19 protein-coding genes, 1 pseudogene and 1 riboswitch are annotated in these 20933 nt (G+C 64.6%); of the genes and pseudogenes, 10 read left to right on the top strand and 10 right to left on the bottom strand.

From position 1 onward, the window contains the following. The first annotated feature begins 1 nt into the window (after position 1). From H4I97_RS01910 to H4I97_RS01900, 3 genes are read left to right on the top strand one after another with little or no spacing between them, the layout of a single operon-like run. Positions 2 to 1516 carry an aldehyde dehydrogenase (NADP(+)) gene (locus H4I97_RS01910; RefSeq protein WP_182306274.1) on the top strand — a complete coding sequence of 505 codons (1515 nt, stop codon included), beginning with the start codon at positions 2 to 4 and terminating at the stop codon, positions 1514 to 1516. 18 nt (positions 1517 to 1534) lie between these two features. Next, on the top strand, positions 1535 to 2488 hold the full coding sequence (locus H4I97_RS01905) for a 2-dehydro-3-deoxygalactonokinase (RefSeq protein WP_182306273.1): 954 nt from the start codon (positions 1535 to 1537) through the stop codon (positions 2486 to 2488). Then, positions 2485 to 3129: a 2-dehydro-3-deoxy-6-phosphogalactonate aldolase gene (locus tag H4I97_RS01900; protein WP_182306272.1), complete on the top strand. Its 645-nt coding sequence runs from the start codon at positions 2485 to 2487 to the stop codon at positions 3127 to 3129. The genes H4I97_RS01905 and H4I97_RS01900 overlap by 4 nt, the downstream gene beginning before the upstream one ends. A gap of 25 nt (positions 3130 to 3154) precedes the next feature. Here the strand turns inward: H4I97_RS01900 and H4I97_RS01895 are convergent, their stop codons facing one another. Both H4I97_RS01895 and H4I97_RS01890 read right to left on the bottom strand, forming a co-directional pair. Continuing rightward, a complete protein-coding gene (locus tag H4I97_RS01895; protein WP_182306271.1) occupies positions 3155 to 3517 on the bottom strand; it encodes a YbaN family protein in 363 nt (120 codons plus the stop codon). Positions 3518 to 3625: 108 nt separating this feature from the next. Continuing rightward, entirely contained in the window at positions 3626 to 3853 is a 228-nt protein-coding gene (locus tag H4I97_RS01890) for a hypothetical protein (RefSeq protein ID WP_182306270.1), read from the bottom strand. 281 nt (positions 3854 to 4134) lie between these two features. On the opposite strand from H4I97_RS01890, the gene H4I97_RS01885 reads away from it, so the two are divergent. After that, a complete protein-coding gene (locus H4I97_RS01885) occupies positions 4135 to 4575 on the top strand; it encodes a DUF3775 domain-containing protein (RefSeq protein ID WP_182306269.1) in 441 nt (146 codons plus the stop codon). Positions 4576 to 4642: 67 nt separating this feature from the next. Here the strand turns inward: H4I97_RS01885 and H4I97_RS01880 are convergent, their stop codons facing one another. The 3 genes from H4I97_RS01880 to glgP all read right to left on the bottom strand — a co-directional run bounded on the left by H4I97_RS01880 (position 4643) and on the right by glgP (position 8220). Beyond that, positions 4643 to 5191, bottom strand: coding sequence for an HPF/RaiA family ribosome-associated protein (locus H4I97_RS01880; RefSeq protein ID WP_182306268.1), 549 nt, complete (start codon positions 5189 to 5191; stop codon positions 4643 to 4645). 97 nt (positions 5192 to 5288) lie between these two features. Further along, positions 5289 to 5546 (bottom strand): hypothetical protein, encoded by a 258-nt coding sequence (locus H4I97_RS01875; RefSeq protein WP_182306267.1) that lies wholly within the window; start codon positions 5544 to 5546, stop codon positions 5289 to 5291. A gap of 160 nt (positions 5547 to 5706) precedes the next feature. Then, positions 5707 to 8220: an alpha-glucan family phosphorylase gene (gene glgP, locus H4I97_RS01870; protein ID WP_210297088.1), complete on the bottom strand. Its 2514-nt coding sequence runs from the start codon at positions 8218 to 8220 to the stop codon at positions 5707 to 5709. 181 nt (positions 8221 to 8401) lie between these two features. Continuing rightward, a riboswitch (TPP riboswitch) is annotated at positions 8402 to 8533 on the top strand. Positions 8534 to 8626: 93 nt separating this feature from the next. Here glgP and thiC point away from each other — a divergent pair. From thiC to H4I97_RS01845, 5 genes are read left to right on the top strand one after another with little or no spacing between them, the layout of a single operon-like run. After that, complete coding sequence (thiC, locus tag H4I97_RS01865) at positions 8627 to 10459, top strand: phosphomethylpyrimidine synthase ThiC (RefSeq protein ID WP_182306265.1); 1833 nt, start codon at positions 8627 to 8629, stop codon at positions 10457 to 10459. Between the two features lies 1 nt (position 10460). After that, a complete protein-coding gene (thiO, locus tag H4I97_RS01860; protein ID WP_182306264.1) occupies positions 10461 to 11456 on the top strand; it encodes a glycine oxidase ThiO in 996 nt (331 codons plus the stop codon). Continuing rightward, positions 11453 to 11650, top strand: a complete 198-nt coding sequence (gene thiS / locus H4I97_RS01855) for a sulfur carrier protein ThiS (protein WP_182306263.1) — start codon at positions 11453 to 11455, stop codon at positions 11648 to 11650. Before thiO ends, thiS begins: the two co-directional genes overlap by 4 nt. Before the next feature lies 1 nt (position 11651). Continuing rightward, positions 11652 to 12425, top strand: coding sequence for a thiazole synthase (locus tag H4I97_RS01850; protein ID WP_182306262.1), 774 nt, complete (start codon positions 11652 to 11654; stop codon positions 12423 to 12425). Next, complete coding sequence (locus tag H4I97_RS01845) at positions 12422 to 13036, top strand: thiamine phosphate synthase (RefSeq protein ID WP_182306261.1); 615 nt, start codon at positions 12422 to 12424, stop codon at positions 13034 to 13036. Before H4I97_RS01850 ends, H4I97_RS01845 begins: the two co-directional genes overlap by 4 nt. A gap of 13 nt (positions 13037 to 13049) precedes the next feature. Here the strand turns inward: H4I97_RS01845 and H4I97_RS01840 are convergent. The 5 genes and pseudogenes from H4I97_RS01840 to H4I97_RS01820 form a co-directional block, all read right to left on the bottom strand. After that, positions 13050 to 14375 (bottom strand): annotated as a pseudogene (locus H4I97_RS01840) (erythromycin esterase family protein); the annotation flags it as partial. A 61-nt stretch (positions 14376 to 14436) separates the two neighbouring features. Further along, complete coding sequence (locus tag H4I97_RS01835) at positions 14437 to 14733, bottom strand: DUF3175 domain-containing protein (protein WP_182306259.1); 297 nt, start codon at positions 14731 to 14733, stop codon at positions 14437 to 14439. A gap of 151 nt (positions 14734 to 14884) precedes the next feature. Next, on the bottom strand, positions 14885 to 17419 hold the full coding sequence (locus H4I97_RS01830; RefSeq protein ID WP_182306258.1) for a methyl-accepting chemotaxis protein: 2535 nt from the start codon (positions 17417 to 17419) through the stop codon (positions 14885 to 14887). 178 nt (positions 17420 to 17597) lie between these two features. Continuing rightward, entirely contained in the window at positions 17598 to 18341 is a 744-nt protein-coding gene (locus H4I97_RS01825; protein WP_182306257.1) for a response regulator transcription factor, read from the bottom strand. Then, positions 18338 to 19561, bottom strand: a complete 1224-nt coding sequence (locus H4I97_RS01820; RefSeq protein WP_182306256.1) for a sensor histidine kinase — start codon at positions 19559 to 19561, stop codon at positions 18338 to 18340. Before H4I97_RS01820 ends, H4I97_RS01825 begins: the two co-directional genes overlap by 4 nt. Before the next feature lie 268 nt (positions 19562 to 19829). Between H4I97_RS01820 and H4I97_RS01815 the strand changes: the two genes are divergently transcribed. Continuing rightward, positions 19830 to 20846, top strand: a complete 1017-nt coding sequence (locus H4I97_RS01815) for an ABC transporter substrate-binding protein (RefSeq protein ID WP_182306255.1) — start codon at positions 19830 to 19832, stop codon at positions 20844 to 20846. The last annotated feature ends 87 nt before the right edge of the window (positions 20847 to 20933 follow it).

The raw sequence follows: 20933 nt of genomic DNA, 5'->3' as shown, positions 1-20933 counted from the left end.
GATGACATTCGAATTCACTGGAAAGCACTTGATTGCCGGCGAGTGGGTAGCGGGCAACGGGACCTTCGCCTCCTCCCCCGCACACGGGCCGGCACGCGACTTCGCAGTCGGCACGCCCGAGCTCGTCGACCGTGCAGCACGCGCCGCCGAGGAAGCCTTTCTGACCTACGGCTACTCCTCGCGCGAAGAGCGCGCCGTCTTCCTTGAAGCCATCGCCGAGGAAATCGACAAGCTCGGCGACGAGATCACCGAGATCGGCACCCAGGAAACCGGCCTGCCGCAGGCGCGCCTCGTCGGCGAACGCGGCCGCACCGTCGGCCAGCTCCGGCTCTTCGCCTCCCATATCCGCAAGGGCGACTATCTCGACCGCCGCCACGACGAAGCCCTTCCCGATCGCCAGCCGCTGCCGCGTCCGGAAATCTTCCTGATGCAACGTCCGATCGGCCCCGTCGCCGTCTTCGGTGCCTCGAACTTCCCGCTCGCCTTCTCGACGGCCGGCGGCGATACGGCTGCCGCACTCGCGGCCGGTTGCCCCGTCGTCGTCAAGGGCCACGGCGCACACCCGGGCACGGGTGAGATCGTCGCCCACGCGATTCATGCCGCCATCAAGCGGCTCGGCCTGCATCCCGGCGTCTTCTCGCTCGTCCAGGGCGGCAAGCGCGATGTCGGCGAAGCTCTCGTCCAGCACCCGCTGATCCGCGCCGTCGGCTTCACCGGTTCGCTCGCCGGCGGCCGCGCACTCTTCGATCTCTGCGCCCGCCGTCCCGATCCGATCCCGTTCTTCGGCGAACTCGGTTCGGTCAACCCGATGTTCCTGCTGCCGAACGCACTTTCGGCCCGCGGCGAAGCGATCGCCAAGGGCTGGGTCGGCTCGCTCACCATGGGCGCCGGCCAGTTCTGCACCAATCCCGGCATCGCCGTCCTGATCGAAGGTCCGGAAAGCGAAGCCTTTGTCGCGACCGCCAAGCGGGAGCTCGCAGGCGTCGGCGCACAGACCATGCTGACCGACGGCATTGCCGAGGCCTACCGTTCCGGTGCCAAGCGCATCGAGGGCTCGACCGGCGTCCAGGCAGTTCTGACGTCTACCTGCGATCTCCGTAACGCCACACCTTACCTCTTTGCCACGACCGGCAAGGCCTGGCTCGAAAACCATGCGCTCGGCGAAGAGGTCTTCGGACCGCTCGGCCTCGTCGTGACTGTGACCAGCGAAGAAGAGATGGTGAAGATCGCCGGCAGCCTCGCCGGACAGCTCACCTGCACCCTGCATCTGGACGAGCCCGATACCACGCTCGCCCGCCGGTTGATGCCGATCCTCGAGCGCAAGGCCGGCCGCGTCCTCGCAAACGGGTTCCCGACCGGCGTCGAAGTCTGCGACGCCATGGTTCACGGCGGCCCCTACCCGGCCTCCACCAATTTCGGCGCCACCTCCGTCGGCACGCTGTCGATCCGGCGTTTCCTGCGGCCGGTTTCTTACCAGAACCTGCCGCACGCGATCCTGCCGGAGGACCTCCGCTAAAGGCCAGGAGCGCGCATCGTGACGGACACCGAAGCTGAGACGACGACGGCCGGCGCGTTCTGCGCGCTTGCCGACTGGGGAACGAGCAATTTCCGCCTCTGGGTCGTCGACCGGGCCGGCAACGTGCTCGGACGGCGGCAGTCGGACGAGGGGCTTCTCGCCTGCGCCGACGGGCGCTTTGCCGCTGTGCTCGAAAGCCATCTCGCCGCCCTCGGCGCGTCCGCCGACCTGCCGGTCGCGATCACCGGCATGGCCGGTGCCCGCACCGGTTGGCGCGAGGCCCCTTACGTCGAAACCCCGGCTCCGCTCGATGCGCTCTACAGGCAAGCCGTGACGCCGGAGGGCGTCACCCGGCCGGTCTTCATCCTGCCCGGCGTCTGCCAGCGCACCACCGGCCCCTTCGACGTGATGCGCGGCGAGGAAACCCAGCTTGCCGGCGCCGTCGGGAGCGGTCTTGCCGACGGCATCTTCTGCCTCCCCGGCACCCATTCGAAATGGGTCGAGCTGAAGGGCGGTAGGATCGCCACCTTCCGCACGGTGATGACCGGAGAGCTTTTCGATCTCCTCAGCCGTCACTCGATCCTCAGGCATTCGATCGGCGACGATCTCGCCTTCACCGCCGACGACCGCGGCTTCTCCGACGGCGTGACGGAGGCGCTTGCCGAAGGCTTCGCCCTGACGGCTCACCTCTTCTCCATCCGCGCCGCAGGTCTCCTCGGCGGCGACGCGCCGAAGCCCGCAGCACGGCTCTCCGGCATGCTGATCGGTGCCGAGATTGCGGCGACCCGCACCTTCCTGCCGCAGGGCATGATCGTGCATCTCGTCGGCTCGGCGCGGCTGACCGCGCTATATGGCCGGGCGCTCGAGATCGCCGGCACGCAGTCGCGCCTGCTCGACGGCGAGGATCTGGTCCGCAAGGGCCTGTTCGCCGCGGCATCTTCACTCTTCCAAAGCTCCGAGGTTTCCCGATGACCCGCCCGACCGTCTCCTGGCCGAAGCTCGACCGCAATCTCGTCGCCATCCTGCGCGGGATCACCACGGCGGAGGTCGACGGCGTGATCATAGCGCTCGTCGAAGCCGGCTTCGAGGCAATCGAGATCCCGCTCAATTCTCCCGATCCGTTCGCCTCCATCAAGAAGGCACGGAAGCTCGCGCCCGCCTCCTGCATGATCGGCGCCGGGACCATGCTGGCACCGGAGGATGTCGACCGTCTGGCCGATGTCGGCGGCAATCTCGTCGTCACCCCGAACACCGATCCCGCCGTCATCCGTCGCGGCGTCGAGCGCGGCATGGTGACCATGCCCGGCGCCTTCACGGCGACCGAAGCGCTCGCCGCGATCAAGGCGGGTGCCGCGGCGATCAAGTTCTTTCCCGCGAACGTTCTCGGTCCGCAGGGCATCGGCGCGATCAGGGCCGTCCTGCCGCCGGAAATACCGCTCGGTGCCGTCGGCGGCGTGACCGAGGGCGATTTCGCCGCCTATATGCGGGTCGGCGTCCGCTGCTTCGGCCTCGGCTCGAACCTCTACAAGCCGGGCGATGCGGCCGATGTCGTGAAGACGCGGGCAACCGCGCTCGTCCGTGCCTATGACGAGGCGAAGGCGGCACAGCACTGAACAGCGCCAACAGGAGCGCCGATACTCAAGCGCTTGGTTGCGGGCGGCTGAGGACAAAAGCTGCGCAGGCAAGCAGAATGACGCCGATCATAAGCTTCAGCCAGACCATGGGCGGCCCGACGAAGAGCACGATGCCGTAGCTGACGGTCATCAGACTGACCGATGCGATCTTCGCCGGCCGAGAAATCGCACCCTGCCGCCGCCAGTCGAGAAGCGGCTTGCCATAGCGGGGATGATCGAGCAGCCATTGCTCGAAGCGCGGTGAGGAACGGGCAAAAAGCGCCGCAGCCAGGATCATGAAGGGCGTGGTGGGCAGCACCGGTAGGAAAATCCCGACGATGCCGACCGCGACCATGATCCAGCCGGCGCCCAGGAGAATGATGCGCATAGCTCTCTCTCGGCGTGTTGCCTCCACTATGTAGGCAATGCGCTTGCCGGGTCAAATACTCACGAACCGCGCCGGCCGGTTGTCGGTGAAAGCAGCTGCCGATCGGCGCTAGCCTTTCTCGGTCTTGTCCTGCTTCGACGCGGCACCAAGTTCCTTCATCGGCGGCATGTCGCGCTCGGCGTTCAGCACATCCGGCATCAGGAACTCCGTGGGCCGCTCGCTGCCGGAATGGTAGACTGCCGCCTTGCCGCCGTAACGCAGGATGCCGAGACGCGCCAGCGTCCTGAGCAACCCATCGAACCAGCCTGCAGATTGAGCTTCTTCGGGTTTCGCCATTATCGCACCTCCAGAAAGGAGAATGTGCGGGCCATGCCGCACAATGACAAGTTGCGCCTGCAGCTGAAACGGCGCAAGCGAAAACGCGCCAGCGGACACTCGGGAGGCTGCGGCAAAACGCCGACAAGGGCGACGACCGTGCTCGGCGTGGAACGGCCTGCCGTGATCTGCGTTCCATGAGACACGCAACCGATACCTGTGGCAGGAGAACTATCCGGAGCGTATGATGGGCGTCGTAGATGGCGCCGTCGTGAACCAACCAGTATTGCGGGAGACAGCCTATGGCACGTGAGCCAGTAGAAGCCGCCGATTTGCCTGAACTTTCCATCTCTCCGGAAGAAGTCTGCTTCATCGTCGTAAAGGCGCGGGAATTCGACGCCAAGGACGAGCAGACGATCCCGGATCCGGCCTCCAACGCGTCGGACGATCACATGTACTCGGTGCTCGAGGATAATCCCGACGATCCGGTCGTCGAGGAGATCACCGCGCTGATCGGCGACATGAACGTCGACGAGCAAGTCGATCTGGTGGCGCTTGCCTGGCTCGGACGCGGCGACGGCACCATTGCCGAATGGGCGGATATCCGTGCTGAAGCTGCACGGGCGCACAACAACAAGACCGCCGAATACTTGCTCGGCCTGCCGCTTCTCGCCGACTACCTCGAAGAGGCGCTGTCGCAGTTCGACATGTCCTGCGCCGATTTCGAGCTCGGCCGCCTCTGAGCGGACTGACATCACCTGAACAACGAAAGAGCGGGCGCTGACAGCGCCCGCCCGATTTCGGTCCTGTTCAGTCCGGGGTCACGGCCGAGGCATATGGCCCCTTCTCGCCGTCATGCTCGGCAAACCGCACCTTGGTGCCTTCACCCAGTGTGCCCCAGCTCTCCGAGGTCAAGCTCTCGCGCCGGAAGAAGTATTCCCGGCCATCTGCGCCGAGGATGAAACCGAAGCCCTCGTCCGGGATGACGCGGGCGACAGTTCCCCGCATCGCGACCGGATGCTCCTTCACCCGATAGGAGGTCATCTTGCGGGCGACGTCCTCGAGCTGGCGCTGCGCCGCGTCAAAGCTGTCGCGGATCGCGACGAGAACGTCTTCGTGGGCGTGGTTCTCCTCCGACTCGCGACCGACGACGATCTCGCGGCCCGGAACCTTGATGTTGACCCGGACGTGATAAATCTTGCCCTTCTGGCTGTGCCTGTGCGGAGCCTCGATCACGACGCTGCAGTATGTGATGTGATCGTGAAAGCGCCCGAGGCGCTCGATCCTTTCATGCACGGCAGCTTCGACCGCTTCCGAATGGTCCATGCCTCGGAACGTGACGCGGGGTGTGACTTCCATAACTGTTCTCCAGACGCTGTCGCCGGGTACGATGGCGGCAGAGCCGCGACAGGCTGAGGTCACCCCGGCAGATGACCGGCCCCGATGGACGAACCCGTCATTCCGGGCCGCGTCCAGCCTCCCATTCATCCTGTTCTTCTTCGGCAAGAAGCACATCCAGGATTCTTGCTGCCGCGCTCTCGGGCGACAGATGTCGTTCGGGCGTCGTCTCGTCATCGCCCATCGACCATGCCATGGCCTGTTCGAGCGCTGCGATATCGCCGCCGCAGACGAGTATTTCGGTGATTTTCCAATCGGGGAGGTGGCCGCAAATGCGGCGAATGTCGTTACCGGTGAGCTGTGATTGTGACACCATGTCGGCATTCCTTTCTCGACCGCGTTGACTAGAATGGAAGCGCCGTTTGCGCATCGATGTGTTGATCAAGGTCAAGTCGACCAAGATCCCTGCTTGAGGACATTCTAAAATTAGCGCTTTGCGGGGCGGCAGTCCACATGGGAACCTGGACGGACGCGCCTCAGTGCTGCCAAAGGATCTCGCCGGCCTCTAGAGGCACGGAGAGGTCCGGATGGAAGGGCACGATCCGCGCCGTGAAGTCCGACACCGGTCGCTCGGCCGGAGCATGCGCCGAATAGAGGTTCCAGCCGCCCGAGGTCGCGGTCGGCGGCGCACGATCCATCACCGCCTTGAAGGCGGACTGCGTTCCTGCAGCATCGGCATAGAGTTCGACGCGAACACTCTCGGCGGCAAGATCATCGAGGTAGACCTCGGCGGAAAAGACATGCTCGCTCTCCGAAGACGTCGAACGGACTTCGCCGAAATGCACATGCGGCCAGCACCGGCGGAACTCGGTCTTCCACCGGCAGAGCGCATGCGCGAGGTCGCCGCGGTCCGCCGAGCGCGCGGCAAAGGCCCGTGCGCCGGGCAGATAAAAATCTTCCGCGTACTGCCGTACCGTCCGGTTGGCGGAAAACTGCGGAGTCAGCCGCGCCATACTTTCGCGGATACGATCAACCCAGCGCAGCGGGATGCCGGATGCGTCGCGTTCGTAGAATTCCGGAACAATGTCACGCTCGAGGTGCTCGTAGAGCTCCTCCGCCTCCCGCCGGTCGAGATCGGCAAAATCGTGATGCTCGACACCATCACCGATCGCCCAGCCGACCTCCGAAGTGAAGGCTTCCGCCCACCAGCCGTCGATTTCGGAGAGATTAAGGCCACCGTTGACGAGGATCTTCATCCCGCTCGTTCCGCTCGCCTCCCAAGGACGGCGGGGCGTGTTGATCCAGACGTCCACGCCCTGCACCAGCACCTGAGCCAGCTGCATGTCGTAGTCGCGCAGGAAGACGACCCTCGAGCGAACCTCCGCGCGTCTGGCGAAATCGGTCCATCGTTTGACGAGCGCCTGTCCGGCTGTATCCCGCGGATGCGCCTTTCCGGCAACGACGAGCTGTACCGGCCGGCGCGTATCGGTGAGGAGGCGCCGCAAGCGGTCCTCGTCATAGAGCAGCAGGTCGGGACGCTTGTAGGTCGCGAACCGTCGGGCGAAGCCGAGCGTCAGGGCGTCGGGATCGAAGATTGCGCGCGACTCCTCGATCTCGCTCGAGGGGGTACCATCCTCTGCTAGTTGACGGCAGCAACAGTCTCGCACCCTTTCGACGAGTTGTCCCCGGCCTGTGGCCCGCAGCTGCCAAATCCGCGCCGCAGGTACATCGCGTATCGCTGCCTCGTGCCCGGCGAGATCGCCGCGCCACCTGTCCTTGCCGGTCACCTCCGTCCAGAATGCGTCGGCCGCCGCCGAATCCCATGTCGGCACATGAATGCCGTTGGTCACGTGGCCGACCGGAACCTCACCTGCCGGCCAGCGGGGAAAGAGCGGCTGCAAAAGCGCCTTGCTCACCTCTTCATGGAGGGCGCTGACGGCATTGACGGCGCCGCTCGCCCGGACCGCGAGATAGGCCATGTTGAACGGCTCGGTGGTATCCCTCGGATTGCTTCGCCCGAGCGCCAGAAAGTCGTCGAGAGAGAGCCCGAGTTCCTTTTCGGCGTAGCGGCGGAAGAAGCGAGCGATCATCTCAGAAGGAAATCGGTCAACCCCTTCGGCAACCGCCGTATGTGTCGTGAAGAGGTTGCCGGCGCGTGTGGCAAGCAGCGCCTCCGCGAACGGAACCCCATGGTCCTGCATGAAGAAGCGCGCCCGTTCGAGAGCAGCGAAGGCGGCGTGCCCATCGTTCATGTGACATATCTCGGGATCGAGCCCGATTGCCCTCAGGAGCCGCCACCCGCCGATGCCGAGCAGCATCTCCTGTTTCAGACGCGTCTCGGGGCCTTCTCCGTAGAGCTCGCCGGTGACGCAGCGATAGGCGGGCGGATTGGCCGGATCGTTGAGGTCGAGAAGGAAAAGCCGCGTGCGCCCGACCTGCACTTCCCAGGTTCTGGCCCAGAGCCTGTAGCCGGGCAATTCCAGCTCCAGCCGCAGCCACTCGCCGCTCGGCTCGCGCAGCAGTCGCAGCGGCAGCTGCTCCGGTTCGTTGACGGGATAGAGCGCCTCCTGCCGTCCGTCCGGCGTGATCGACTGGCGGAAATAACCCCGCGCATAGAGAAGCCCAACCCCGACCACCGGCACGCCGAGGTCGCTCGCCGCCTTCAGCTGGTCGCCCGCGACATTCCCGAGCCCGCCGGAATAGATCGGCAGCGCCTCGTCGAGCATGAACTCGGCGCTGAAATAGGCGACCGTCCGCAATTCGTCGCCCGGATGGGCTTCCTGAAACCATCCGGGTGCCAGCCGCAACCGGCGCGATTCGGCAAGCTGTGCGGCCAGGTTTTCAGAGAACTCACGATCGGAGAGAAGCGCCCGAATTCTGTCGCGAGAGACGCTCCGCAGGATCGTCCACGGATTGCGCGACAGCGCCCACATTTCACCGTCGAGCGCCTGCCAGATGGCGTCCGTCGCATGATTCCACGACCACCGGATGTCGAGGGCGAGCTCCTGCAGCGCATCGAAGCCTTGATCGAATTCCGTCTGCGTCAGCACTCTTCCCTCCGCTTCAAGCGAGGTCGGTCGATTTCCGCGTCGTCGCGGCCGATCCGGTACCGGATTGTAGCAGCATTCGCGGATTCGGCTATCCCGTTGAAATCGAAGGCTCCCCATATGACATCCGATCGGCCTCCCTGCTTGCGGATTGACAATGCGCGGTATACTGCCTTAGCATTCGCCCATTCACCAGGGGGGTCCCGCCAAGGGGCTGAGATACTGCTGGGCGATCCCCGACAAGGGCAAGCAGCGCAGTGACCCGTTGAACCTGATCCAGTTCATACTGGCGTAGGGACGGTGCGAGCGCTGAGACGATTGCGGAATCCGTAAGAGGACCGCAAGGGGCGTATTTCTCATCATTCCGGCGTGGAACTGGGTCTCCAAATAGCAACTTGGAGCCTCAACCATGAACATTGCCGCAACCAGACCGACACTGCAGGTGACGACCGGTCCCCTGCCCGCATCTCGCAAGATCCACATCGACGGAGACCGTCACGGCGACGTTCGCGTGCCGATGCGTGAGGTCGCCCTGCATCCGACTTCAGGCGAGCCGCCGGTTGTCCTGTACGACTCCTCCGGTCCCTACACCGACCCCTCCGCGGCGATCGACATCAAGGCCGGCCTGCCGCGGCTGCGCGAACGCTGGATCGCCGCCCGCGGTGATGTCGAGACCTATGTCGGCCGGCACGTGCTGCCGGAAGACAACGGCTTTGCCTCCGGCGAACGGCTGGTGCCGGAATTTCCGGTCCGTAACACGCCCTCGCGTGCGAGCAACGGCAAGGCGGTGACGCAGCTCGCCTACGCGCGCGCCGGCATCGTCACGCCGGAGATGGAGTTCGTCGCCATCCGCGAAAATCTCGGCCGCAAGGCGGCGAAGGAGGCGCTCATCCGCGACGGCGAGAGCTTCGGCGCGCACATCCCCAATCACGTGACGCCGGAATTCGTCCGCCAGGAGATCGCCGCCGGCCGGGCGATCATTCCCGCCAACATCAACCACCCGGAAAGCGAGCCGATGATCATCGGCCGAAACTTCCTGGTGAAGATCAATGCCAACATCGGCAATTCCGCCGTCACCTCTTCAATGGAGGAAGAGGTCGAGAAGATGGTCTGGGCGATCCGCTGGGGCGCCGACACCGTCATGGACCTCTCGACCGGACGCAACATCCACAACATCCGCGAATGGATCGTCCGCAATTCGCCGGTGCCGATCGGCACCGTGCCGCTCTACCAGGCGCTTGAAAAGGTCGGCGGCATCGCCGAAGACCTGACCTGGGAGCTCTACCGCGACACGCTGATCGAGCAGGCGGAACAGGGCGTCGATTATTTCACCATCCATGCCGGCGTCCGGCTCCACTACATCCCGCTCACCGTCAACCGCGTCACCGGCATCGTCTCACGCGGCGGATCGATCATGGCGAAGTGGTGCCTGCATCACCATAAGGAGAGCTTCCTCTACGAGCACTTCGAGGAAATCTGCGACATCTGCCGCGCCTATGACGTCTCCTTCTCGCTCGGCGACGGCCTTCGGCCCGGCTCGATTGCGGATGCCAACGACGCCGCACAGTTTGCCGAACTGGAGACGCTGGGCGAGCTGACGCAGATCGCCTGGGCAAAGGATTGCCAGGTAATGATCGAAGGCCCCGGCCATGTTCCCATGCACAAGATCAAGGAGAACATGGACAAGCAGCTGAAAACCTGCGGCGAGGCGCCGTTCTACACGCTCGGGCCGCTGACCACCGACATCGCGCCTGGCTACGACCACATCACCTCCGGCATCGGTGCGGCGATGATCGGCTGGTTCGGCACTGCCATGCTCTGCTACGTGACGCCGAAGGAGCATCTGGGTCTGCCCGACCGCAACGACGTGAAGGTGGGCGTCATCACCTACAAGATCGCCGCCCACGCCGCCGACCTCGCCAAGGGCCATCCCGCCGCGCAGGTCCGCGACGATGCGCTGTCCCGCGCCCGCTTCGAGTTCCGCTGGGAGGACCAGTTCAACCTCTCCCTCGATCCAGATACCGCGCGCTCGATGCACGACGAGACGCTGCCGAAGGAGGCGCACAAGGTCGCCCATTTCTGCTCCATGTGCGGTCCGAAATTCTGCTCCATGCGCATCTCCCATGATCTGAGGGCAGAGGCGCAGAAGGAGGGGCTGGAAGCCATGGCGGCGAAATACCGTCAGGGCGGCGATCTCTATATGCCGGTCGCGAATACGGCAGAAAGCCAGCCGGGAGAGTGAGATGACGGTTCTGATCAAGGGGGCCGGCGTCGCCGGCCTCACCGCAGCCTTCGAACTTTCCCGCCGCGGCATCTCCGTCGAGGTGATGGATGCCGCCGAGACAGTGGGTACGGGCGCCTCCACCTATGCCGGCGGCATGCTCGCCCCCTACTGCGAACGCGAGGCGGCCGAGGAAGCGGTGCTGACCCTCGGCCTTTCCTCCGCCGACTGGTGGACCGAGGCCGTCCCCGGCGAAGTGTCCCGCAAGGGGACGCTGGTCATCGCCGCCGGCCGCGACAGTGTCGAACTCGACCGCTTCGCCTCCCGCACGCGGGGATACGAATGGGTCGGCAGCAATGCGATCGGCGAACTCGAACCGGATCTCGCCGGGCGCTTTGATCGCGCGCTCTTCTTCCCCGAAGAAGCCCATCTCGACCCGCGCAAGGCGATGACCGGGCTCTACGAGGCGCTGGTCGAAAAGGGCGTGCGCTTCCACCTCGGCAGCACCGAAGCGCCGACGGAAACGGCCTACTCTGCGGTCGTCGAATGCACCGGCGCGGCGGCGATCGGCTCGACGCCGGGATTGCGTGGCGTACGCGGCGAGATGCTCTTCCTCGAAACCGCGGAAATCACTCTCTCGCGGCCGGTCCGCCTGCTCCATCCGCGTCACCCGCTCTACATCGTACCGCGCGAGGATCATCGCTTCATGGTCGGGGCGACGATGATCGAGACGGATGACGACGGCCCGATCACGGCACGTTCGGTGATGGAGTTCCTCAACGCTGCCTATGCCGTGCATCCCGCCTTCGGCGAGGCGCGCCTCGTCGAGACCGGTGTCGGCGTCCGCCCGGCCTTCGCCGACAATCTGCCGCGGGTCCTCGATCAGGAGGACGGTTTTTCGATCGCCGGCATGCACCGCCACGGTTTCCTGCTCGCTCCCGCGATGGCGCAGCAGCTGGCGGACAGGATCTGCGCCGGCGGACATGATCCGCTCTACGCACAGGGAGCACTGCAATGACCTATATCGTGAACGGCGAAACCATCGAAAGCGCCGCCGCGACGCTTGCCGACCTCCTCACCGTCCTCGAATACGAGGGCGAATGGCTGGCGACCGCCGTCAACGGCGAGCTCGTCCACCGCGAGGATCGCCCCGCCTGCCCGCTTTCCGACGGCGACCGGATCGAGGTCCTCTCGCCGATGCAGGGAGGCTGACATGCTGGAACTCTACGGAACGCAAGTCACCTCCCGCCTCCTCCTCGGCACCGCGCGCTATCCTTCTCCGGCGACCCTCGCGGAAGCCGCGCGCCGCTCCGGCACTGAGATCGTCACGGTTTCGCTCAGGCGCGAAACGGCCGGCGGCAGGACGGGCGGCGCCTTCTTCGAACTCATTCGCGATCTCGGCGTCCGGGTGCTACCCAACACCGCCGGCTGCCACAGCGTCTCGGAAGCCGTTCTGACGGCGAAGATGGCGCGTGATCTCTTCGGCACCAACTGGATCAAGCTCGAACTGATCGGCCACCACGATACCCTGCAGCCAGACCTCTTCCAGCTGGTCGAGGCGGCCCGTATCCTCTCCGCGGACGGCTTCGAGATCTTCCCGTATACAACCGACGATCTGGTGGCAGGTGAACGGCTGCTTGCCGCCGGCTGCAAGGTCCTGATGCCGTGGTGCGCACCGATCGGCACCGTCGCCGGTCCGCAGAACGTCTCCGGGCTCCGTGCGATGCGGGCGGAATTTCCCGATATCCCGCTCATCGTCGATGCCGGAATCGGCCGTCCGTCCCATGCCGCAGCGGTGATGGAACTCGGTTTCGACGCCGTCCTCCTCAACACCGCGGTCGCCGGCGCCGGCGACCCCCCGACGATGGCCGAGGCCTTCGCGGAAGCGATTATCGCCGGCCGCAAGGCCCATCGCGCCGGGCTTCTTCCACCGCGCGACATGGCCGTTCCTTCTACACCTGTCATCGGCAAGGGAGTTTTCGCATGAAGCTCGATCCGTTCTACCTGATCGTCGACAGCGCCGCGTGGATCGAACGCCTCGTGCCGCTCGGGGTCAAGCTCGTGCAGCTGCGCATCAAGGACATGCCGGAGGCAGCGCTCCGCGAAGAAATCCGCCGTGCCCGCACCCTCTGCGCGGGGGCGGGTTGCCAGCTGATCGTCAACGACTACTGGCGGATCGCCATCGATGAAGGATGCGATTTCGTGCACCTCGGACAGGAAGACCTCGCCGACGCCGACGTGAAGGCGATCCGCGCTGCCGGCATAAAGCTCGGCATCAGCACCCATGACGAGGCAGAACTCGACACGGCGCTTGCGGTGCAACCGGACTATGTGGCGCTCGGGCCCGTCTATCCGACGATCCTGAAGCAGATGAAGTGGGCGCCGCAAGGCCTCGACCGTCTTTCGGCCTGGCGGCAAGAGATCGGGCCGCTACCGCTGGTGGCAATCGGCGGCCTCACGGTCGAGCGGCTCGAAGGTGTTTTCGCCCACGGGGCCGACAGCGCCGCCGTCGTCACGGACATCACCCGCAACCCGGACCCCGAGGCCCGGACGCGGGCGTGGATTGCCGCGACCGAGCGCTGGCGCGGGAGAGACTGACGCCAGGGCCGAACTACAGTCCGAACGGATAGGTCTCCGGCACGCCTTCGTGCTCCGAATGAACCGTCAGCGGATGCACGGCCCGCGTCTCGTCGAACCAGACATAGGCGTCGAACTGGCTCGATAGGGAGGCTTCGACGTAGTGGCTGCGGCGCTCGGTTTCCGGCCGGTAGATCACCCCGATCAGCCTTTCGAGCATCGGCGTCCCGAGCAGATCCCGCAGCTCCCGGCGCTCGTCAAAATCGACAAGGGCGGGCGACAGGCCGGCGTCATGGAAGAGCCGTTCGTAACTCTCCTCCAGCGCCGGACGCACGGTCTTGATCTCCATGTCGCCGTCCCAGTCGCTCGCCGCCGCGACCGTTCCGGAATGCGTGCCGAAGCCGATCAGCGCCGCCGCCTCGCCGAACCGCCGCCGGCAGAGTTCACCGAGGCTGAGTTCGCCATGGGCGCCGCCGAGTTCGGTATGTCGCGCGTCGCCGACGTGGGAATTGTGCGCCCACACCACTGCCTTGGCATCCGGACCATGGGCGTCGAGCAGCCGTTCGAGCGTGTCGAACATCTGCGTGTCGCGGAGGTTCCAGGCTTCTGCGCCACCATAGAACATGATGCGGTAATAGCGTTCGGCCGCCGCCACGAGGCGGGCGTTCTGGGCGGCGTCGAGAAAGCCCTCACGGTCGTGCGGCTCGTATTCGAGCTGTTTTTCCAGCAGGCTGCGGCACTGCTCGACCACGCTCTCCTCGCATTTGCGATAGGCATCCGTCAGCACCGCCCGTCCGTAAGTCGAGGGATCGTGCTGCCACGGCGTGAGGCAGCCGTAATGCTCGCGGGCGGTTGCCGCCGCCGCCGGGTCGACGCTTTCCAGATAGGTGAGCACCGAGGCGATCGAGGCGGTCAGGTTGTACATGTCGAGACCGTAGAAACGGCAGCATTCCGTGCGCGGGCGCCCGCTGTTGTGGCGCCGCATCCAGGCGAAGAATTCCGCCATCTCGGCATTGCGCCACATCCAGACCGGGAAGCGCTCGAAAGGCGTCGGCTGGTCCGGACGCGGCGGAAGGCCGCGAGTCTGCCGGTCGACCATGGCCGCATCCGGCCAGTCGGCCTCCACCGCAACGATGGTAAAGCCATGCTTCTCCACCAGATGGCGGGTGATCGCACCTCGCGCGCGATAGAATTCGGAAGTGCCGTGGGTCGCCTCGCCGAGCAGCACCACCCGCTTGCCGGCGAACCGGTCGAAGTCTGCCGCAAACCCCGTCTCGCCGGGCTCCGGCAGCGACTCGGCCGCCGCGCGGATCGCGGACACGAGTGATTGCCGGCGAGGATCGGCGCCGGACAACCGATTCCTTGTTTGGCTGTGTTCCGTCATTCGTGCGACCTCCGTTCTATCGCTGAACGATACGGACCTAACGTCGCGGACGACCGTAAAGCTCCCGCAGCTCGTTCTTGGCCGCCTCCAGCACCGCTTTCCTCTCCGCGGGCAGGTTTTTCCCCGCCCGGTTCAGATAAAACGTCAGCATCGACATCGCCGACCGGAAGGGGCTGCTCTTGCGCCGCGAGGACGTCTCGGCGGAAGCCTTCAGCGATTTCGCCACCGCCTTCGGATCGTCCTTGACGAACACGTCCTCCTCCAGATCGAGAGCGTTGCTGTGCTCCGTGACCTCCCGGGACCACCGCTCGTGCTTCCGCTTGTCGCCGGCCATGGCCTGCCCTCCGCGGTTCGTCGTCGCGCCTCCGGCCGAAGTCTATCATGGATCGCGCGGACAGTCCGCCCGGCAGGCCGGTCCGCGAAAATGCGAAAAGCCGCCGGGTATGCCGGCGGCTCGAAGATCGAAAGACGGTGGGCGCAACCGGTTATGCCGCATAGGCACTCCGTTCGGAGCGGGCGTTTCCTTCCGGCAGCCGGAACTGGCTGACGAGATGCATGAGCACGTCCGCCTCGTCGGCGAGCTGGCGGGTCGCGGCATTGGTTTCCTCGACCATTGCGGCGTTGCGCTGGGTCATCTGGTCCATGGCGTTGACGGAAGAATTGACCTCCCCGAGTGCGTTCGACTGGTCGCGGCTTGCCATCGCGATCATCGCGACGCGCTCGGACACGGTGATGATGTTCGTCGAGATTTCGGCGAGCACCGCGCCCGTCTGCTGCACCAGCTTGGCGCCGGAGGAAACCTCGGTGCTCGACTTGTGGATCAAGTCCTTGATCTGCTGGGCCGCACCCGCCGAGCGCTGGGCGAGTTCACGCACTTCCTGCGCAACCACTGCGAAGCCCTTGCCCGCCTCCCCGGCTCTCGCCGCCTCGATGCCGGCATTGAGCGCAAGCAGGTTGGTCTGGAAGGCGATCTCGTCGATGACGTCGATAATCTGCACGATCTGGCCCGACGCGTCCTCGATCCGGCCCATCGCGGCGATCGCGTTTCCGACGACGACCGAGGAGGTGTCGGCGCGGCTCTTGGTATCGGCGACGATCACGTTGGCTTCCTCGGCCTGTTCGGCGGAAGATTTGACAGTGACGGTGATCTCCTCGACGGCCGCGGCTGTCTCCTCGAGCGAAGCCGCCTGCTGTTCCGTGCGCTTGGCGAGGTTGTCGGCGGCGGAACTCATCTCCGCGGCGTTGCGCTGGATCATGTAAGTGTTCGAGCGCACCTGCGTCATCGTTTCCTGCAGGCGCTGCAGCGACTGGTTGAAGTCGTTGCGAAGCTGCTCCAGGCGGCCGTTGAAGGGCGTGTCGATGGTCTCGGAGATGTCGCCCTGTGCAAGGCGGCCGAGGCCCGCAGCGAGCGCCGTGACGGCGAACTCGATCTGGCGGTCGGTCTCCTGCTTTTCGAGGTCGTTGCGACGGCGCTCTTCCTCCGCCTCGGCGCGTTCGGCCTCGCTGCGGTGTTCGATCTCCATCTTCGAGAGCGCGTTCTGCTTGAAGACGCCGAGCGCACGCGCCATCTCGCCGATCTCGTCGACGCGGCTTTCGCCGGTGATCTTAGTGTCGAGCACGCCGTCGGCGAGCCGGCGCATCGCTGCGGTGATCTGACCGATCGGCCCCTTGAAGGTTAGGACGAGGCCGATACCGGCGAAGACCGAGATGATAATGCCGAGGACGGTCGCGCTGATCGAGATCGAATTGGCCTCGCGGCGGTCATTGCCCGCGCTCTGCTTCTGCACTTCAGCAAACGACGTCAGCTGTCCCCAGATGACACCGAGATCGCCCGCGGCTTCATCGAAGCGGGCTTTGCGTTCCTCGCTGACCTTCACGAGATCGGCACTCGCCTTCTCCATGGTATCGACCGCCGGCACGAGATCCTTCTCGAGTGCGGCGTAGAAGGGCAGATCCGACGCAGTCTCCTTGAGCTTGCCCATGTCCTTGCGCATGGAGGCGAATTCCTGCTCCAGGCGCTTGCGGTTCTCTTCCGTCGGCGCGAGCAGGAAGCGGGCCATCATGATCTGGATCGAGTAGCCGGACGTCATCAGCTGCCGGCCGTCGTTGAGCACGGCCGTCGCCTTTTCGAGCGGCGCGTCGAGTTCACCGAACTTGATGGTCGCGTCCTTCATCTTCTGCTGCGCGGCAAGTCCGAGATAGGCGTTGAGCTGGGTGAAATTGCGGACCTTGCCCGCCATGTCAGTCACCGCGGCTTCCGACTTGTCGTTTGCTGCCACCGCCGCTTCGAGATCGCCGATGAGCTTCTCAATGGTCTTTGCGGCGGACTTGTTGGCATCAGGCAGGGACATGGCGAGGACACGCAACCGCTTCTTCATCTCCGGCAGGGCATCGGCGACCACCTTGAACTTTTCGTCGGGGGTTGCCGCCTTGCCGAAGGCACGACCGGTATCGACGAGGAAGCTTCCCATGCCACGGATGTGTTCGGCGTCGCGCAGCATGTTCTTGGCGGCGGTGTCGTCGTCCTGGACGGCGCGCTGGACCTTCTTCAGCGATTCAGTGATATCGACCTGCGAATTGACGACGGTGCTGACACCCTTCTGGATCGTCTTGACGAGACCCGCTTCCGTTTCGTGCAAGGACCAGAGGTCGTCGATGCGGGTCACGACCTTGTCGACGAGACCCGATGCGCTTTCAAGTTCTGCGCGCCCATCAGCACCCTCGCCGAGCTGGGCAAGCGTCGTCTTGAGCACGTCCTGCTGTTCCTTGAGCCGGCCCTTGACGTCGTCACGGCCCTGCTCGGTGGTGTGCGCCAGGAATTCGTTCATGGTGGCCGAGACGTCGCGGAAGCCGCTCAAGGACTGGAGCACGCTGTTCGATATCTCGATTCGGCCCTGCAGCAGGCCCGAGGCCCAAAGCCCCGTGAAACCGACGGCAGAGATGCTGATGACAAAGGGCAGGATGAAGATCAGCACCTTCGTCTGGATATTGAAACGTGACAGAACTCGATCAATGAACACTTGCAAACCTCCTCCGGAGTCCCCGTCCGGCAAATATCGTCACATGCGGCACCGGCAATGCTGCACGGATAACTGGTGGAGACTAGGCGAAAGTTCACTAACAGCGACTTAAGACAAAGGGACTTCTTCCCGCTTCGGCACATCGTATTTGCGACAGCCGCAAATACGTGAATTACCTTCAATGCTCGGGATGTGCCTTGCCGGCCCGCTTCAGCCAGCCCGAGAGTTCGGCCTCCGCCCGTTCCAGCGCCGCATGGTTGAGAAGTTTGCGCAGGAAGGCGACCGTGACCGCCCTGGCCCGGAGGTTGAACCAGGCCTCGCCATGCGTTTCGACGGATGGCTGGTAGACGCCGAGCTTCTCATAGAGGCTCTGCAAACGGTTCTGCACGCTTCTGAGCGAAAGATGCCGCCTTGCGGCGATCGCCCTGTCGGTAAGGCCGAGCGCGATATCGACGAGGACTTCGTACTCGGAATCCGTGAAGCCGCGCGCGGTGCCGAGACTACGCTGCTGCAGACCACGGATTTCGCGGTCGATCATGCACTGGCTCTCGACGAAGATCGCCCGCAGCGCAAGGCGCAGCCGCTCGTCGGAAGCCGATTTCAGGATGTAGCCATAAGCCGCCCCGTCGGGCACGATACGGGCGATCCCCCGCACGTTCGCCTCGTCGGCGTAGTTCGACCAGAAGAGGATGCTGGTGTCCGGCCGCTCGTGCCAGATCGTCCGTGCCGCCTCGATACCGTTTCGCGGGCTCATCTGCAGGTCCATGACGATCCGGTCGAACCGGTGCTCACGTGCAAGCTTCTCGGCCGCAACGCCGTCCTCGGCCTCCATGATGAGGTCGCATTCGGGCAACGCCGCGCGAACCGTCTCGTTCAGATAGCTGCGGTGCAGGGGATCATCCTCGACGATCAGTACCTTCATGTCCTCTCCCCTTCTCCGGGCGCGGCTAACCTCACCCGCACATAAGAGCCGTTGGCGTCGCTCCCGCAGGAGAATTGCGCAGCAATCAGGCGCGCGCGCGTGCGCATGTTCTCGATGCCGCTGCCGCGGGCGCCCGACTTTTGCTTCATGCCGACGCCGTTGTCGCGGATTTCGAGGACGAGATGGTGTGCATCCTTCGTGAGATGTACGTCCAGCCGGTCACCGTCGGAGTGACGGATCGCGTTGTTGATCGCTTCCTGCGCAATGCGGAAGATCGCGAGCGACACCGTCTGTGGCAGGCGGTTGCAGGCCCCGTCAGTGTCATCGACCAGGTGCCAGTCGAACGTCATGCCGCTATCGCGGACCGATCGCTCGATCTGGGTCTCGATCGCCTCGACGAGACCGAAGAGCTGCAGCACCGAGGGGCGCGCCTGCTCGATGATTTGGCGCAGGTCGTGCATGGATTCCTGCAGGCTGCGCGTCAGCGGCTCCAGCATCTCTCCAGGCAGATTCGACATCAGGCTCAGTTTTTCGAGGCGGCGCGACAGCCGCGTCATGTCGGCGAGCGTCTGGTCGTGCAGTTCCATGCCGATACGCTGCCGCTCGGCGTCAAGCGCTTCCGTCAGCCGGCGTGCTCCCTGTCGTAGCGCCTCCTCGCGAACCCGCGTCTCCGCTTCCACGATCGCCGAACGTTTCGCCTCCTCGACCGCGCGTAGGGCATAGAAATAAGGGGCGATGAGGTCGGCGATGGAGCAGGCCCGGTCGAGATGGCGCGGCGTGTAAAACCCGGGCGTGAGGCTCGAGAACGAGAGCGCACCGATGGTCTCGCCGTGCACCTTCAGCGCGGCGTGCAGGCGGCTCCGGAGCTTGTTTTCGAGGATCGGGGTCGAAAACGCTCCCTCGAAATGAAAGATGGGGTCGATGCTGGCGTCTGCAGTGATGAGCCGATCGACTTCGCCGACGAGCAGGCTTCTGAGCGGGCTCTGCTGGATGCTGGCCGGAGGCCGCTTGCTCCAGTCGGTTGCGAGCCCGCTCTCATAGGCCGTGTGGAACGTGCTGCCGGGCGTGATGATGCAGACGTCCATGTGGTCGTGCGGAACAATCGACTTGATTTCCTTGGCGACTGCATCTATCGCCGACTGGAAGTCGAGCTGACCGGCCAGAAGCCGGGCAATGCGCATGTACTGCGCGAAAAGTTCCGCTGATAGCTCGTCCGGCATTATTTCCTCCCGCCGGCATCCGATCGGAACCGGCCTGCCGCAAGGCATTTAGCATAGCGCAATTGCCGGCGGCGATGTCTTGCGGTTTCCCGCAAACGATCTGCGGGTTTCCGCAACGGCTTTGCTTCTAACCGTCTATACAGCTTTCAGCATTTCCTGCATCCTCATTTTGTCGAGGCCGGTCCTCGGCGTGAGATAAGCCCACGAGATAGCCGTAGAGGAGCGGTCTCGGGGATAGCCGCCAAAGGGCGTTTAGGGAGAGAAAAAGATGAATTTCAGGTCGATGCTGATGGCGTCCGTCGCCGTCCTTTGTGCAGCCGTGCCGATGACCGCGCAGGCGGATACGTCGTCGAAAAAAATCGCCTTGTCGAACAACTATGCGGGCAACTCCTGGCGCCAGGCGATGCTGACGAGCTGGGATAAGGTCACCAAGGAAGCGGTGAAGGCCGGCGTCGTGGCCGCAGCCGATCCGTTCACGACGGCTGAAAACCAGGCGACCGAACAGGCCGCCCAGATCCAGAACATGATCCTGCAGGGTTACGACGCGATCGTTCTGAACGCTGCGTCGCCGACCGCCCTCAACGGCGCCGTCAAGGAAGCCTGCGATGCCGGTATCACCGTCGTATCGTTCGACGGCATCGTCACCGAGCCCTGCGCATGGCGCATCGCCGTCGACTTCAAGGAGATGGGCCGCAGCCAGGTCGAATATCTGTCCAAGAAGCTCCCCGATGGCGGTAACCTGCTCGAAATCCGTGGCCTCGCCGGCGTCTTCGTCGACGACGAAATCTCGGCCGGCATCCATGCGGGCGTAGAACAGTATCCGCAGTTCAAGATCGTCGGCTCCGTCCACGGCGACTGGGCCCAGGACGTCGCACAGCGTGCCGTCGCCGGCGTTCTGCCGAGCCTGCCGGAAATCGCCGCTGTCGTAACCCAGGGTGGTGACGGCTACGGTGCAGCCCAGGCCTTCGAAGCCGCCAAGCGTCCGACGCCCGTGATCGTCATGGGCAACCGCGAGGACGAGTTGCAGTGGTGGAAGAAGCAGAAGGACGCAAACGGCTACGAAACCATGTCCGTCTCTATCGCTCCTGGCGTTTCGACACTCGCCTTCTGGGTCGCACAGCAGATCCTCGACGGCAAGGAAGTGAAGAAGGACCTCGTCGTGCCGTTCCTGCGCATCGACCAGGACACGCTTGAGAAGAACCTCGAAACGACCCAGAAGGGCGGCGTTGCAAACGTCGAGTACACGCTCGAGGATGCACAGGCCGTGATCGCAGCCGCCAAGTAAGGCCGGCTTCACGACCTGAGCCCGTGCGCTCCCGACGTCTGCCCCTCGACGTCGACGGAGCGCCGGGCCTTCTTCTATCTGTTTCAA

The organism is Ciceribacter thiooxidans, from assembly GCF_014126615.1.
GTDB classification, from domain to species: Bacteria; Pseudomonadota; Alphaproteobacteria; order Rhizobiales; family Rhizobiaceae; genus Allorhizobium; species Allorhizobium thiooxidans.
Note: the sequence above shows the minus strand (reverse complement) of the source record. Positions and strands in the feature narration are given on the sequence as shown.